At 62.4% G+C, this 13,157-nt stretch carries 13 protein-coding genes; 8 read left to right on the forward strand and 5 right to left on the reverse strand.

From position 1 onward, the window contains the following. Positions 1-8 precede the first annotated feature (8 nt). From BMX59_RS23150 to BMX59_RS23160, 3 genes are read right to left on the reverse strand one after another with little or no spacing between them, the layout of a single operon-like run. A complete protein-coding gene (locus BMX59_RS23150; RefSeq protein ID WP_092247295.1) occupies positions 9-848 on the reverse strand; it encodes a cache domain-containing protein in 840 nt (279 codons plus the stop codon). A 54-nt stretch (positions 849-902) separates the two neighbouring features. Then, positions 903-1,373 (reverse strand): cyanase, encoded by a 471-nt coding sequence (cynS, locus tag BMX59_RS23155; RefSeq protein ID WP_071488970.1) that lies wholly within the window; start codon positions 1,371-1,373, stop codon positions 903-905. A gap of 27 nt (positions 1,374-1,400) precedes the next feature. Further along, positions 1,401-2,030: a carbonic anhydrase gene (locus BMX59_RS23160; protein WP_093126109.1), complete on the reverse strand. Its 630-nt coding sequence runs from the start codon at positions 2,028-2,030 to the stop codon at positions 1,401-1,403. Between the two features lie 111 nt (positions 2,031-2,141). On the opposite strand from BMX59_RS23160, the gene cynR reads away from it, so the two are divergent. Further along, positions 2,142-3,008 carry a transcriptional regulator CynR gene (cynR, locus tag BMX59_RS23165; protein ID WP_093126113.1) on the forward strand — a complete coding sequence of 289 codons (867 nt, stop codon included), beginning with the start codon at positions 2,142-2,144 and terminating at the stop codon, positions 3,006-3,008. On the opposite strand, the gene BMX59_RS23170 is transcribed toward cynR, so the two are convergent. Beyond that, complete coding sequence (locus BMX59_RS23170; protein WP_093126116.1) at positions 2,983-3,753, reverse strand: transporter substrate-binding domain-containing protein; 771 nt, start codon at positions 3,751-3,753, stop codon at positions 2,983-2,985. The two genes, cynR and BMX59_RS23170, sit on opposite strands and share 26 nt — an antisense overlap. Positions 3,754-4,098: 345 nt before the next feature. Here BMX59_RS23170 and BMX59_RS23175 point away from each other — a divergent pair, with 345 nt between their 5' ends. From BMX59_RS23175 to BMX59_RS23200, 6 genes are all read left to right on the forward strand, one after another. After that, the gene (locus BMX59_RS23175; RefSeq protein WP_092247308.1) at positions 4,099-5,469 is read left to right on the forward strand and encodes a glutamine synthetase family protein; all 1,371 of its coding nucleotides are present in this window, start codon (positions 4,099-4,101) and stop codon (positions 5,467-5,469) included. A gap of 101 nt (positions 5,470-5,570) precedes the next feature. Further along, positions 5,571-6,170 (forward strand): class I SAM-dependent methyltransferase, encoded by a 600-nt coding sequence (locus tag BMX59_RS23180; RefSeq protein ID WP_093126119.1) that lies wholly within the window; start codon positions 5,571-5,573, stop codon positions 6,168-6,170. Between the two features lie 122 nt (positions 6,171-6,292). Then, positions 6,293-7,426: a ribonuclease D gene (gene rnd / locus BMX59_RS23185; protein WP_092247314.1), complete on the forward strand. Its 1,134-nt coding sequence runs from the start codon at positions 6,293-6,295 to the stop codon at positions 7,424-7,426. Next, complete coding sequence (locus BMX59_RS23190) at positions 7,423-7,716, forward strand: YcgL domain-containing protein (protein ID WP_071488977.1); 294 nt, start codon at positions 7,423-7,425, stop codon at positions 7,714-7,716. The genes rnd and BMX59_RS23190 overlap by 4 nt, the downstream gene beginning before the upstream one ends. 107 nt (positions 7,717-7,823) lie before the next feature. After that, positions 7,824-8,756: a D-2-hydroxyacid dehydrogenase gene (locus BMX59_RS23195; RefSeq protein ID WP_093126123.1), complete on the forward strand. Its 933-nt coding sequence runs from the start codon at positions 7,824-7,826 to the stop codon at positions 8,754-8,756. 81 nt (positions 8,757-8,837) lie between these two features. After that, positions 8,838-11,915: an OspG family effector kinase gene (locus tag BMX59_RS23200; protein WP_139212919.1), complete on the forward strand. Its 3,078-nt coding sequence runs from the start codon at positions 8,838-8,840 to the stop codon at positions 11,913-11,915. A gap of 40 nt (positions 11,916-11,955) precedes the next feature. On the opposite strand, the gene BMX59_RS23205 is transcribed toward BMX59_RS23200, so the two are convergent. Beyond that, entirely contained in the window at positions 11,956-12,540 is a 585-nt protein-coding gene (locus tag BMX59_RS23205) for a nitroreductase family protein (RefSeq protein ID WP_093126133.1), read from the reverse strand. 154 nt (positions 12,541-12,694) lie between these two features. On the opposite strand from BMX59_RS23205, the gene BMX59_RS23210 reads away from it, so the two are divergent. After that, the gene (locus BMX59_RS23210; RefSeq protein ID WP_003172524.1) at positions 12,695-13,144 is read left to right on the forward strand and encodes a YcgN family cysteine cluster protein; all 450 of its coding nucleotides are present in this window, start codon (positions 12,695-12,697) and stop codon (positions 13,142-13,144) included. The last annotated feature ends 13 nt before the right edge of the window (positions 13,145-13,157 follow it).

Raw genomic sequence — 13,157 nt, forward strand, 5'->3', positions numbered from 1 at the left:
GACACCATTCACGGGCTGTAGTAACCCACCGCCACCATGAAATGCCCGGCCTTGCGCACATACGCATGCTTGTTCTCGACCTTGTCGGTCACCGGGTTTTTCCAGCGGTACTTGTATTCGCCCTGGTCCTGCTCGGCCATCAGCTTCAGGATCGGCTCGCCCACCGGCCTGCCATCGGGGTCCTTGATCTTGCTGAAGTCGGTGTTGATCAGGCGCAGGTTGGTGCCATGGGCCACATAGCGCTGGGTATCGAGGTCGACCACGAACACGTAGAGGTCATCCTGCAGGAAACCGCCCTGCAAGGAATTGATGGCCTGGAGCGTGCCGGTTTCATCCTTGAGCAGTGCGTTCACCGCCTTGTTGCGCAGGGCGCGGGCCTGTTCCGGAGTGGCTCGGGGCAAGTAGTAACCCACCGCCAGGATGCGTTCGCCCACGCGTTGATAAAACACGTGCTTGTGCTCGACCTTGCCGTCGTTCCAGTTCTGCCAGCGGTAATCGGCCTGTTGGATGCCCTGGCCGTCCGGCACCTTGAGCGCGTCCTTGAATGACTGGCGCAACTCCGGCCCGAGCACCTCGGACACGTCGCGGCCGATCAAGGCGGAAGAGGGCCCGCCACTGGCCAGCAGCACGCCCCGGGTGTCGACCACGAACACATAGCGGTCATGGTCGACAAACTCGCCCTGGCGACTGAAGGCGGCAAACGCCTTGTCGCCATTGCCCTGGTAGTAAGCCAAGGCTTTTTCCAGCAGCGCCTTGGCGGCCTGGGCGTCCTCATCCTGAGCCGTCGCGGCGTGCACCTGGCTGAAACACAACAGCAGCAGCCAGGTGGTTCGAAGCAGTGCCTTCATTACCCGTCCCTCGATCTTGTTGGTGTGACAAGAGCGTAGACGGTCGCGGGCCACTCAGAAGGGTTTGGTCGGCAGGTACTTGCCATCCAGGGTGATCACAGCGCGCGAGCCGCCGTCCGGGTCCTCGACCTTCTTGATGTCCAGCTTGAAATTGATCGCACTGATGATGCCGTCACCGAATTGCTCGTGGACCAGCGCCTTGAGGGTCGAGCCGTAGACTTGGAGCATTTCGTAGAAGCGATACATCGTCGGGTCCGTCGGCACACCGCCGGGGAAGCTGCCGCGCAGGGGCACGCTTTGCAGCAGGCGGCTGGCGTCCTGGTCCAGGCCGAGTTTGTCGCACACTACATCAGCCGCCTCCTTGGGCAACGGGTGCTGGCCGAGCAGGGCGGCGGTGACAAATGCCAGGCTCAGCCCGGTGCCGTCGGTGAGGTCCTGCCAGGACAGGTTCTTGCGCGCCTTGAGTTCGATCACGGTATCGGCCAGGGCCAGGCGTGGGGTTTGGGCGAAGTGGGATTGCAACATGGTGGTGTCCTCTTTGGTTGGAATAGGTCAGGCAGCGTGAATCTGATCCAGCAGCGACACAAAGCCACCGCTGCGTTCGTCCAGGGCGTCGATGGCACCGCTCTCGATGTCGTACACCCAGCCATGCAGGGTCAGCCGGCCTTGCCCGAGCGCCAGGGCGACCGAAGGGTGGGTCTTGAGGTTGGCCAGTTGCGCGATCACGTTTTCGCGCACCAATGAACTCAGGCGGGCGGCGTCCGAGGCATGCTCGCGGGCGGCGTTGATCAGCCTGGCCGACTCGGCGTGGCGCAACCAGTTGGCCACGGCCGGCAGGTGGTCCAGGCATTTGCAGGTGGAGATCGCGGTCATGGCGCCGCAGTCGGAATGGCCGCAGATCACGATGTCGCGCACCCCCAGCACCGCCACTGCGTACTCGACCGTGGCCGACACACCGCCCGGTTCCGGGCCGTAGGACGGCACGATGTTGCCGGCGTTGCGGATCACGAATAGATCGCCGGGTTCCTGCTGGGTCAGCAGTTCCGGGACCACCCGGCTGTCGGAACAGGACACGAACAACGTGCCGGGGTTCTGGGTGGTGGCCAGGTGTTTGAACAGGTCGCTGCGTTGGCCAAAGACTTCTGACTGGAACTTGCGAAAGCCGTTGATGAGGTCTTGCATGGGGTTCTCCTTGCGTCGCTGATGGGGCAAGGATGGAAGTTTTCAGCTATAGCGTCCAAGACCGGCTTATTATGGTTTCTATAAGTCATGCCTATAGCTGGAGGGCCGCCGATGCTGTTGCGCCATATCCGTTACCTGCTGGCCGTTGCCCAGCACCGTAATTTCACCCGCGCTGCCGAGGCGCTGCACGTGTCGCAGCCGACCTTGTCGCAACAGATCAAACAGCTGGAAGACACCCTCGGCGCGCCGTTGCTGGACCGCTCCGGGCGCAGTGTCAGCCTCACCGATGCCGGCGCCGCCTATGTGCGCTTTGCGCGCCTGGCCTTGCAGGACCTGCAGGCCGGCACGCGGGCCATGCATGACGTACAGGACTTGAGCCGGGGCAGCCTGCGCCTGGCGATGACGCCGACCTTCACCGCGTACCTGATCGGCCCTTTGTTGGCGCGGTTCAACGCCCTGTATCCGGGAATCACCCTGAGCATCGAAGAATTGACCCAGGATCGCATGGAAACCGCGCTCACCGAGGACCTGCTGGATATCGGCATCGGTTTTACCGGCGAGCATCTGCCGGACATCGAGTGCGAAGGGCTGTTTGCCGAAGCGTTGAGCGTGGTGGTGGGGGCTGGCCATCCAGGGGTGGAAGACCGGCAGTGGCTGGAGCAGCCGATGGTATTGCTCAACTCAGGCTTTGCGACGCGGCGCTACATCGATGGCTATTGCCGCGAGCAAGGGGTAAAGCCGTTGATTGCGATGGAGGCCAACTCCATCAGTGCGATCATTGAAATCGTGCGCAACACCCACCTGGTAACCATCCTGCCCAGTGCGATTGCCCAGGCCCAGCCGGAGTTGCGCGCGGTCGCCCTTGAACCTGCGTTACCGCAACGCAACGTGGCACTGCTCAGTCGCCGGGGCGCCTATCGCAGCGCCGCGTGCCGGGCCTTTGTCGCGTTGATCAAGGCGCCGCCAGCCACTGATTGACGATGCCGTCGTACACGCCGGTGGCGACGCTCAGGTGCAGCCATTGGTCGACATAGCTCTTCCACGCCACGTCATCGCGGGGCAGCAGGAAGGCTTTCTCGCTGTATTGCATCTGCCGTTCCGGGTTGACCGCGCACAGCCCGGGCTTGAGCTTTTGCTGGTAACGCGCTTCGCTGGCGTCGGTGATCATCACGTCGGCCTTGCCGGCCAGCAGTTCGTCAAAGATGGTCACGTTGTCGTGCAAACGGATTTGCGCCTGGCCCAGATGGGCACGGGCAAACACTTCGTTGGTGCCGCCCGCCGGTTCGATCACGCGCACATTCGGCTGGTTGATCTGCTCGACACGCTGGTAACGCTGCACGTCGGCACAGCGCACCAGGGGGATCTTGCCGTCGACGCCGAGGGCCTGGCTGAAGAAGGCTTTTTTCTGGCGCTCCAGGGACACCGAAATGCCGCCCACGGCGATGTCGCAGCGCTGGGCGAGGAAGTCCGGCATCAGGCTTTTCCAGGTGGTGGGCACCCAGTGGATCTTGGCGTTGAGGCTCTTGGCCAGGGATTCGGCCATGGCAATGTCGATGCCTTCATAGGTGCCGTCGGCGCGTAGCGAGGTGTAGGGCTTGTAGTCACCGGTGGTGCAGACGGTGAGTGTGCCGCGCTCAAGCACCTGGTCAAGGCGCGAGGGCGCGGTGTCGGCCACGGCGCTGGTGGCCAGGCCGAGTACACACAGGGCGAAAAGAGCTTTCATGCGGTCGAGTCCTTGGGGCATGGTCGGGGCGGCCATTATTTCCAGCGTGGGGCAGGGTGGCAAGGCACGCTGAATGTTTAGCCAAGTTGCAACCAAACTCCGTCAACCCTGAATTTAATTGCCCTGCGCCGGCGTGTGACGCTGGTAGTTATCTCTTGCACTGTGACCCCCGCATGGACGGCTCCTCCGACACTCACTCCGCGATACTGCCGTCCGCCCTCGCGTTCTGGGCCCTGTTCCACTGCCGGCACGCCCGCCCACCAGATACCGCATTCCTACGTTGATCCATCGTGTTCGATGGCGTGCACCTGCGCGCCTGCCCGACCCCTACGTATGAGAATGCCCATGAGTGTTTTTGCCTGCCTGCAGGAAGCCCAGTCTTTCCTTGAACAACACCCGGACATCGAGATGTTCGAGCTGTTTATCCTCGACAACAATGGCGTGCCACGCGGCAAGTGGCTGCACCGCGACGAACTGCTGGCGGTGTACGAGAGCGGGCGGCCTTTGCCCAGCACCATCCTCGGCCTGACCATCAACGGCGACGATGTGGAAAACTCCGGCCTGGTCTGGGAGGTGGGCGATATCGACTGCCGCGCCTACCCGATCGGTGGCAGTCTGCAGCGCATGCCGTGGCGGCTGATCCCCACTGCGGCGGTGCAAGTCAGCATGCACCCCACCGAAGGCCTGCCTGCCACCGTGGCCGACCCACGGCACCTGCTGGCCAAGGTGATCGACGGGCTCAAGGCCGACGGTTACTACCCGGTGATGGCGGCCGAGTTGGAGTTCTACCTGCTGGACCAGAAGCCTGACGCCAATGGCCATCCGCAACCGGCACGCGATGTGGACGGCGGGCGACCGCGCTCGACCCAGGTCTATGGCCTGCGCGAACTGGAGCAGATCGAGCCATTCCTGGCCGACCTCTACAGCGCCTGCAAGCTGCAAGGTATTCCGGCGCGCACCGCCATTTCCGAATACGCGCCGGGCCAGGTGGAGATCACCCTGGAACATCGCACCGATGCCCTGCAAGCCATGGACGAAGCGGTGCGCTACAAACGCCTGGTCAAGGGCGTGGCGCATAGACACGGGATGACCGCGTGCTTCATGGCCAAGCCGTTCGACGACCTGGCTGGCACCGGTATGCACATGCACGTGAGCCTGGCGGACGCCGAGGGCCATAACCTGTTCGCCAGCGAGGCCGCTGATGGCACGCCGCTGTTGCGCCAGGCAGTGGGCGGCATGCTCAGTACCTTGCTCGACTCATTGCTGATGTTCTGTCCCAACGCCAACTCCTACCGGCGTTTCCAGACCAACAGCTACGCGCCGCTGGCCGCCACCTGGGGAGTGGACAACCGCACCGTCAGCCTGCGGGTGCCGGGCGGGCCGGCCAATTCGCGGCATATCGAACACCGTATCTGCGGTGCCGACGCCAATCCCTACCTGGCGGCTGCCGCGATCCTGGCCGGGATCCATCGCGGCATCCGCGAGCAACGTGACCCCGGCGCCCCGGTGGAAGGCAACGGCTATGCCCAGGCCAAGACGCTGCTGCCCACCGACTGGCTGACCACCCTGCGCGCACTGGAGGCTTCCAGTTGGGCACGGGAAGCGTTTGGCAGTGAGTTCCTTGGCGTGTATCTGGCGGTAAAACGCGCCGAATACCGCCAGTTCATGGGCGAGGTCGGGGAGCAAGACTGGCGGTGGTATTTGCATCAGGCGTGATCGATTGGGTGGCAATCACGGTTTCGACCTTTTTTTCACGTTGCGCTGGTTAAGCTGCAAATCAAGGTCGTTCACAGCCGTTTCACCCATATGAGCCCGCGATGTCGCCACACACGCCTTCCTCCATCGAGATTGAATACGCCGAGCGCTGCGGTCGTGAGCACGCCAGGGTCTGCGGCGACACGCGCCCGCCCGGGCTGACGCAGCGCCTGGCGGCCTGGCGCAGCGAGTGGTTGGTGCGTCAGGCCTTGAAGGTTGCGGGTGAGCCGGGCCTTATCCTCGACCTGGCCTGCGGGTCGGGGCGCTTCTGGCCGGTGCTGGCCGAACACGTCAACCGGGTTATCCTGGCGTCGGACAACTCCCAGGACATGCTCGACCACGCGCTTACCCACCACGCGGCGGCGTTGCTCAAGCGGGTCAAGACATTCCAGGGGTCGGCGTTTTCCATCGGCTTGTCGGCGAATGCGGTGGACTGCATTTTCTGCCTGGAATTGTTTCGCCATGTGCCCGGCAGTGAAGAGCGCCAGGCGTTGCTGCGCGAGTTTCATCGGGTCAGCCGCGACTCGGTGATTGTCTCTGTGCCTTCTCGTACAAGCGTTGAGGACGAGTTCCGCCAGGCCGGTTTCATGGTCCTGAGCCATCACGAGTTCATGCCGGGCTCCAACCTGTGGCGGGTCTACGTTCTTCGTAAGAGAGGATAACTCCCGCCTGTCGGACTATTCTTCATCTCCTGTCTGAGTTTTCATGGTCGGCTGTGCACTGCGGATGCTCGCTAGCCCCTTTCGCGATATATACTGCGCGCCATTCTTCAAGGGAGAGCCGTGTGGCCATCGATATTCACTGGATCTGCGACAACGATAGCCTCGGCCAGCATTGCGCCGAATGGCAGCAGTTGCCATTCGTCGCCCTCGACACCGAATTCATGCGGGTCGACACCTTTTACCCCATTGCCGGGCTGATCCAGATCGGTGATGGCGTGCGCGCTTACCTGATCGATCCCCTGACCATCGACAACTGGCAACCCCTGGCTGCGCTGCTGGAGAACCCGGCGGTGATCAAGGTGCTGCATGCCTGCAGCGAAGACCTCGAAGTATTGCTGCGCCTGACCGGCAGCCTGCCCGCGCCGTTGTTCGACACCCAATTGGCGGCGGCTTACCTGAACCTCGGTTTCTCCATGGGCTACTCGCGCCTGGTGCAAGCCGTGCTGGACATTGAGCTGCCCAAGGGCGAGACCCGTTCGGACTGGCTGCAGCGGCCGTTGTCCGAGACCCAGGTCAGCTACGCCGCCGAAGACGCGGTGCATTTGGCCGAGGTCTATACGCGGCTGCGTCCGCAACTGTCCGACGACAAGTACGCCTGGGTCCTGGAAGACGGTGCCGAGCTGGTCGCCAACCTGCGCCGCGAAGTCGACCCGTACGAGGTGTACCGCGACGCCAAGCTGGCGTGGAAACTGTCCCGCGCCCAGCTCGCCGTGCTGCGTGAACTGTGCGCCTGGCGCGAGCAGCAAGCCCGCGCGCGTGACTTGCCGCGCAACCGCATCATTCGCGAACACTCGCTGTGGCCCCTGGCCAAATCCCAGCCGGATAACCTCGCCGCCCTGGGCAAGATCGAAGACATGCACCCGCGTACCGTGCGTCAGGACGGCCAGTTCCTGCTGGACCTGATCAAGCGTGCCGGCAGCGTGCCCATGGACCAATGGCCGCCCGCCGTTGCCGAGCCTTTGCCGGTGGATGCCGCCGCACTGATCAAGCAACTGCGCGCCCTTGGCCAGGCTGAGGCCGAACGCCTGGACATGGCGCCGGAACTGATGCTGCGCAAGAAAACCCTCGAAGCCCTGGTCAAGAGTGGCTACCCCGATGGGCCTTACCAATTGCCAGACTCGCTGCGTGGCTGGCGCCGCGAGTTGATGGGCCAGGCGCTGCTCGACAGCCTGGCCACCGCCGGAGAACAGCCTTGAAACGTATTTGCTCCATCTACCGCAGCTCCAAACGCACCGGTATGTACCTCTATGTGCTCAAGAGCGATGCCCTTGAACGTGTGCCTGAAGCGCTGATCACGATTTTCGGCAAGCCGGCCCACGCGTTTGACCTGGTGCTGACGCCCGAGCGCAAGCTGCAACAGGAAGACATCGTGCAAGTCCTGGAAAACCTCGACAAACAGGGCTACCACCTGCAAATGCCGCCGGCCGAGGACGAGTACATCGAACACTTGCCCGAAGAGCTGCTGCGCCGCAACGACCCGATGTGATCGACCGGTGCCCCATCCGGGGCACTCGCTTCAATGGAATCGTATAAGTGGGCGGTGGCCGTAAGGATGCGGGCGGCCGTCCGTACTGTTTTTGAAAGGTTTTATGCATGCGTGTTCTGATTGCTGAACAGGATCACCCGCTCTACGCCCAATTGCTCGGCGAAGCGGCACCGGACCTTGAAGTGCTGACCAGCGGCGACTCGGCCGAGTTGTCGCGCCTGGCCGCCGATTGCCCGGTATGGCTGGGCCAGCCGGACCTGTTGGCGACGCTGCTGCGCCAGGGCCATCACCCGCAATGGCTGCAATCGACCTGGGCCGGTATTACCCCGCTGCTGGCCGAGGGCCTGCCGCGGGATTATCGACTGACCCGTGCCGTGGGTATCTTTGGCCAGGTCATGGCTGAATTCGTGCTCACCTACATGCTCGGCCACGAGCGCGAAGTACTGGCGCGCCTGGTGAGTCAGGTCGAGCGCAAATGGGACAACCGCATGGGCCAGAGCCTGGCCGGGCGCAAGGCGTTGATTGTCGGCACCGGCGATATCGGCCAGCGTGTTGCCGAGTTTCTCGTGCCGTTTGGCGTGAAACTGTACGGTATCGCCAGTACTGCACGTGAGCAGGCGCCGTTTATCGAGGTGGCCGGGCTCGACCAGTTGGGCCGTCTGGTGGGCGGGGTGGACTACGTGATCAACCTGCTGCCCAACACGCCGAGCACCCACGACCTGTACGACGCGTCGCTGTTCAAGCAATTCAAGCCGACCGGGCTGTTTATCAACGTCGGACGCGGGGTGGCGGTGGTGGATGCCGACCTGGTCGAAGCCTTGAAGGAAGGACACCTGGCCGGTGCAGTGATCGATGTGTGCCGCCAGGAGCCATTGCCGCAACGGCATCCGTTCTGGACCGCCTGGGGGCTGTTGCTGACCGGGCACAGTTCCGCGCCGACCTCGCCGGAATTGATGGTGGAACTGTTTGTGCAAAACCTGCGGGCGTACCAGGCCAAGAACGCATTGCGCGGGGAAGTGGATTTCGACCGCGGTTACTGATCACGCCTCACCGTCCCGCTGGAACCGTTTTGCCGGGTTCCAGCACCAAGAGTGACTCCTTGGCCACGGACGCTGAACACCATGACCGCTATCGACGCTGCTCACCGCGTTTCCGCCCCGCTTGTTCAAGCGGGCAATGCGAATACTCCCCTCCCGGCCGTCACCGGTCCAAGTGAAACAGCCACGGTCGCACCGGCACCTGCTCCCGTACTGGGTAATTTCGGCGGGGCGCTGTCCTGGCCGGTTCCGCTGACTGAATCGCAGCGGCAAGCCATCCTCGACCTGATGCCGGACAGTCGCAAAGGCGTGCTGGGGGATTTGCTCAGCGGTAGCGCGGTGACCGACGCCGACTTGAAAACCCTGGCACTTGCCCTGCAAAAACTGCTGGCTTCACCCAAAGCTCAGGCACTGAAGCAGGTCATCCAGAGTGAACTCGGTGGTTTGCCGACAGACGCGAGCAACCAGGATTACGTGATCGCCGCTCTCCAGCTAGGGCTGGATCCGCTGAACTCGATCCACGGATTTATCCGGGGGCAAAGCGGCTACCGGGGGCAGCCAGCTTCAGTGGTGATCGAAGGCGTGGGTGCCCATCTGGTCGAACAAGGGCGGGCCACGCCTCAAACCGCGACATTTGCGGCGCGCTTGCTCCTTGCCTTGAGGGCTCCCGAGTTTCTGGTCAAGGACATCCCCGCCAATGTGACTTACGGCAGCCTCATCTGGGCGCAACTGGCGATGGCGGTCGCCAGGGTCGAAGCCGATTCGCCTGGGGCCACGCCCGCTATGAGTTATACCGAAGTCCTGGCGAAGGCCGGCCAGACCGGTTCTGACGGCCTGGATACCCAGCATGTGCAGCGTAAAGCGTTGACCGACTGGGCACTGGCCAACGGCGTGCTCGATGCCTCATCGACGTTGACCGACAGTGACCTGGAACGCGCGCGCAACGCCTACAACAGCCAATTGAGCACGCTCATGAAAGCCAGCGCCGCCGTGCAGACCGAGATTCCCAGTCGCCGGGCGATGGCCCTGGCCCGACTCCAGGAATGCTTCCCCGGTGTGGACCCGAGTGTGTTCGAGATCCGTGATATCCAGAAAGCCTGGCTGAGGCCGGGACGTCCTGGGCTCTTTCCGGGCATGCATTCCATGCTCGATATCGTGATGGAGGGTGCGCCGCTGGGCCACGAAGAGCATTGGATTTCCAAGGATGCCCGCATCCCGGTCAAACGGTTCTGCCACCTGTATGAAGGCGGTACCTTCAAGGTGGCCGAGGATTTCAAGCGCCAGTATGACCTGGCTATCCAAGCCCATGAAGACGGGCACAAGGGCCTGGCCAGTTACCTCGTTTCCACCTTGGCGCAGGAAGACAGGAACAACTTCAAGCACGGCAAGCTCGAGTTCTTCCATACCAACGAATACACCATGGCCACGGATTTCCTTACCCCGCTGGCCCTCAAGACGCGCGGGCATACCCTGCATGTCAAGACAACGCGGGGTGGGGAGGTCAACGTCTATGAGATTGATACGCGCAGCGGCACGATACAAAAACAGAACCACTTGAGGGGGCGCTATACGGAGCCCTACACCGCCAGGAACATGGAGTCCAGGATCGCGAACGTCGTCAGTAAAACCGTGCTCTTTGACACCTTGAGTCCGGGACAAGGGACCAGTGGCAACCGATTCGATGCCATCGGCGAAGTGTTCGCCAGGTCCCTGGACTTGAAAAACGAAGACGTGTTGGCGTATGCCAGAGGTGTCACCTCCTACGATGAAAACCGCGCCACCAACCAGGCTGTCGGGGAGTTCTTCTTGAACCTGATCCCGTTCAGGTCGGCCATCGCCAACTTCATCAAGGGTAACTATGGTGAGGGAGCCGTTGACCTGGCGCTGGATGTGGTCGGTCTGTTGACCTTGGGGGCCGGCAAGGCCGCCCAGGCCGGCAAAGCTTTTTCCAAGGGGGTGACCAGCATTCGCGGACTATCGAAAGCGCTGCGTTTTGTTGGCCTGACAGCCATTGAAGCCTTCAACCCGGTGGCGGGGCTTGGGGATCTGGTGGTGGGAAGCGGCTGGCTGTTGTACAAAGGCGGCCGCGTGGGATTACGGGGCCTCAATAAGCTTACGGGGCGCAGCGCAAGCTATGACGTGCTGAAGGCCGCGAGCCAACAGCATGGCGTGGCCGCCACCGGGACATTCAAGGTGGCCGGCCAGACAGTGGAAGGCGGCGCGGTGCTCAAGGACGGCAAGTGGTATAGCTTTGATGCGGACCGGATGCAGGCCTATGGCAGCCCGCTGGAAGACTTCGCCGCCAAAGCGCGCGCTGTGGACGGTGCTATTGCCACCGTTGAAGTTGCGCCTGGCCGTGAGCTGAGCAACACGCTGTTTCGCGAGTACAGGGTGTCTGAATCCAACCTTGCCGGGCGCACGCGCAACAGCCAGGGCGTGTATAGGGCGGCGGATGGGCACACCGCGCATATCCGGCATATCGACAGCAGTGGCCAGGCGGCGGTCTATGAAGTGCGTGAAGTCACCCGCACGCCTGAAGGCGTGGTCCAGGCGCGCATCTACAGTGCCAATCGGCAGACCCCGCTGCTGGTGCAGCATGTGCAGGGCGACCAGTGGATGCGCTTGGGGGCAAGGGGTGGGAACCCGCCCAGCGTTGCATCGGACCTGGGGCGGATGATGGGCGGGGGCTCCGAGAGCCGTCTTTATGAAAGTCTCGACGGCATTCATGTCTATAAGGAAACCCGGGAGCCGGGTCATGTAAAAGTGCCTGATTACTTCGAGCGGCAAGCGGCTTGCCTGAATGAGTATTACGGCGAAGGGTTTGCCATGACGCTGTTCGAAAACGGCCGCGGCTATATAAAAATGAAAAAGATCGACGGAGTCGCGCTGGATGCCATTGCGCCGCGCAGTTTGCCGAAAAAAGCACAGCAGGCACTCGATGAGATGTTGGCGGACCTGCAGAAGAAAGAGATGTTTCCCAACGATGTGCAGTTGTCCAACTTCATGTATTCGGTGAAGGAAAACAAAGTCTACCCGGTGGATTTCGACTTTCCGCCCAAGGATGTCCTGCACTTTGATGAGTCGACGTTTGCGATACACCGGGATGACTTCCTGCGTGACGCCGACAAGCTCAGGGCGCAGTTCCGTCAGCTGATCGCGTAGATCGCACAACTGCCCCCTCGGGGGCAGTGTTCACCGGGCGCTACAGGCTGAAGTCACCTTCGGACACCAACTCGCTCAGTGGCTTGCGTGGGCTCGGTGCTTCACGGCCTTGCAGGTACTCGGGCAAAGTCGATTTGTCCCCCAGCTTGCCAACCGCCACGGCAGCATGCAGCGCATAGCCCTCCGGGATCTTCAGCTCTTTGCGGGTCAGTTCCTGATCGAAGCCGGCCATGCCGTGGGTGTGCCAACCGCTGAGGCTGGCCTGCAGCGCCAGGTGGCCCCAGGCGGAACCGGTGTCGAAGGTGTGCCACAGCGCCGGGGTTTCCTCCGTGGCGCCGGGGGCGGTGAAGTCAGTTTTCGAGGCGATGATCACCAGGGCCGACGCATGTTGCGCCCAGCCACGGTTGAATTCATTCAGCAAACCCAGGAAGCGCTCCCAGTCCGGTGTGTCGCGGCGCGCATAGAGAAAACGCCAGGGTTGCGAGTTGTAGGCGGAAGGGGCCCAGCGTGCGGCTTCGAAGAAGCTCAGCAGGGTTTCCTTGGAGATGCTCTCGCCGGTGAAGGCGCGAGGCGACCAGCGGTCGGTGAACTGGGTGTGGATCGGATAGTCGGCAACACGTGTCATGGAGCAGTTCCTGATCGTCAATTCGGCCCTCAAAGCTACTGCGCAGCCACTAGACTGACAAGTGTTGTAACACCGCCAGTCGTAAGCGCTTGGATCCCGCAGCCGTGGGCACTAGACTGGCGGCCTTTTCACCTACCGATACTGATGTAGAGCCATGGCCGCCAAAGTCGAACCTTTCTGGATACGCAAAACCCTCGAACACCTCGACCAGGAGGAGTGGGAGTCGTTGTGCGACGGCTGTGGCCTGTGCTGCCTGCAAAAGCTTGAAGATGAAGACGACAACAGCGTCTATTACACGCGTATCGCCTGCAAACTGCTCGATCTCAAGACCTGCCAGTGCACCGACTACCCCAACCGTCGTGCATCGGTGCCCGATTGCATCCAGCTCACCCCGGGCCAGGCCGACCAGTTCAAATGGCTGCCACCCACCTGTGGTTACCGCCTGGTCAGCGAGCGCAAGGACTTGCCGCTGTGGCACCACCTGGTGTGCGGCGACCGTGATGCCGTGCACCATGAACGCATTTCCCAGTCCGGGCGCATGCTCAGCGAAGGCAGCGTGCCCGAGGACGACTGGGAGGATTACCTGATTTTCCGCGCGGGCTGAAAGGGGAGTGTGT

This window comes from Pseudomonas sp. NFR09, from assembly GCF_900111535.1.
Taxonomy (GTDB): Bacteria; Pseudomonadota; Gammaproteobacteria; order Pseudomonadales; family Pseudomonadaceae; genus Aquipseudomonas; species Aquipseudomonas extremorientalis.

Bases quoted from the DNA above. Each gene is read 5' to 3' on its own strand.
- BMX59_RS23150 (WP_092247295.1), bottom strand. From the start codon at position 848: ATGAAGGCACTGCTTCGAACCACCTGGCTGCTGCTGTTGTGTTTCAGC.
- cynS (WP_071488970.1), bottom strand. From the start codon at position 1,373: ATGTTGCAATCCCACTTCGCCCAAACCCCACGCCTGGCCCTGGCCGAT.
- BMX59_RS23160 (WP_093126109.1), bottom strand. From the start codon at position 2,030: ATGCAAGACCTCATCAACGGCTTTCGCAAGTTCCAGTCAGAAGTCTTT.
- cynR (WP_093126113.1), top strand. From the start codon at position 2,142: ATGCTGTTGCGCCATATCCGTTACCTGCTGGCCGTTGCCCAGCACCGT.
- BMX59_RS23170 (WP_093126116.1), bottom strand. From the start codon at position 3,753: ATGAAAGCTCTTTTCGCCCTGTGTGTACTCGGCCTGGCCACCAGCGCC.
- BMX59_RS23175 (WP_092247308.1), top strand. From the start codon at position 4,099: ATGAGTGTTTTTGCCTGCCTGCAGGAAGCCCAGTCTTTCCTTGAACAA.
- BMX59_RS23180 (WP_093126119.1), top strand. From the start codon at position 5,571: ATGTCGCCACACACGCCTTCCTCCATCGAGATTGAATACGCCGAGCGC.
- BMX59_RS23195 (WP_093126123.1), top strand. From the start codon at position 7,824: ATGCGTGTTCTGATTGCTGAACAGGATCACCCGCTCTACGCCCAATTG.
- BMX59_RS23200 (WP_139212919.1), top strand. From the start codon at position 8,838: ATGACCGCTATCGACGCTGCTCACCGCGTTTCCGCCCCGCTTGTTCAA.
- BMX59_RS23205 (WP_093126133.1), bottom strand. From the start codon at position 12,540: ATGACACGTGTTGCCGACTATCCGATCCACACCCAGTTCACCGACCGC.
- BMX59_RS23210 (WP_003172524.1), top strand. From the start codon at position 12,695: ATGGCCGCCAAAGTCGAACCTTTCTGGATACGCAAAACCCTCGAACAC.